We start from the raw sequence: 1,114 nt of genomic DNA on the forward strand, positions 1-1,114 counted from the left end.
AGAACGCGGCGATACCGGTGATGGCGCGGCCGAGGATGAGGGCGTGGACGTCGTGGGCGCCTTCGTAGGTGTTGACCGTCTCGAGGTTCATGACATGGCGCATCACCTGATATTCGGCCGAGATGCCGTTGCCGCCGTGCATGTCGCGCGCCGCGCGCGCGATATCGAGCGCCTTGCCGACATTGTTGCGCTTGACGATCGAGATCATCTCGGGCGCGAACCGGCCTTCGTCGATCAGCCGCCCGACGCGTAAGCTTGCTTGCAGGCCCAGCGCGATCTCGGTCTGCATGTCGGCGAGCTTCTTCTGGTAGAGCTGGTTGGCGGCGAGCGGGCGGCCGAACTGCTTGCGGTCGAGGCCGTATTGCCGCGCCGCCTGGAAACAGAATTCGGCCGCGCCCAGCGCCCCCCACGAAATGCCGTAGCGCGCGCGGTTGAGGCAGCCGAACGGGCCTTTCAACCCCTGCACCTCGGGCAGCAGCGCATCGTCTGCGACCTCGACCTCGTCCATCATCACCATGCCGGTGATCGAGGCGCGCAAGCTCAACTTGCCCTCGATCTTGGGCGCGCTCAGTCCCTTTGTCCCCTTGTCGAGGATGAAGCCGCGGATGCCGCCGCCATGCGCGTCTGATTTGGCCCAGATGATGAATACGTCGGCGATCGGCGCGTTGCTGATCCACGTTTTCGATCCCGACAGCGAATAGCCGCCGTCGATCTTCCTGGCGCGCGTCTTCATGCCGCCGGGGTCCGATCCGGCATCGGGCTCGGTGAGGCCGAAACAGCCGATCCAGTCGCCCGTCGCCAGCCTGGGCAGATATTTCCGCTTCTGCTCCTCCGAGCCGTAGGCGTGGATCGGGTACATCACGAGGCTCGACTGGACGCTCATCATCGAGCGGTAGCCCGAATCGATCCGCTCGACCTCGCGCGCGACGAGGCCATAGGAGACGTAGCCTGCGCCGACGCCGCCATAGTCGGCCGGGATCGTGGGGCCGAGCAGCCCGAGGGCACCCATCTCGCAGAAGATCGCGGGATCGGTGATCTCGTCGTTGAACGCCTCGATCACGCGCGGGGCGAGCTTGTCGACCGCATAGGCGCGCGCGGTATCGCGGATCATCCG

1 protein-coding gene is annotated in these 1,114 nt (G+C 65.8%); it reads right to left on the bottom strand.

Going from position 1 to position 1,114, the window contains the following annotated elements:
• On the bottom strand, positions 1 to 1,114 hold a 1,114-nt coding region (locus DFR49_RS00005), incomplete at both ends, for an acyl-CoA dehydrogenase (RefSeq protein ID WP_147373599.1).

It is taken from the genome of Hephaestia caeni (assembly GCF_003550065.1).
GTDB lineage: Bacteria > Pseudomonadota > Alphaproteobacteria > Sphingomonadales > Sphingomonadaceae > Sphingomonas > Sphingomonas caeni_A.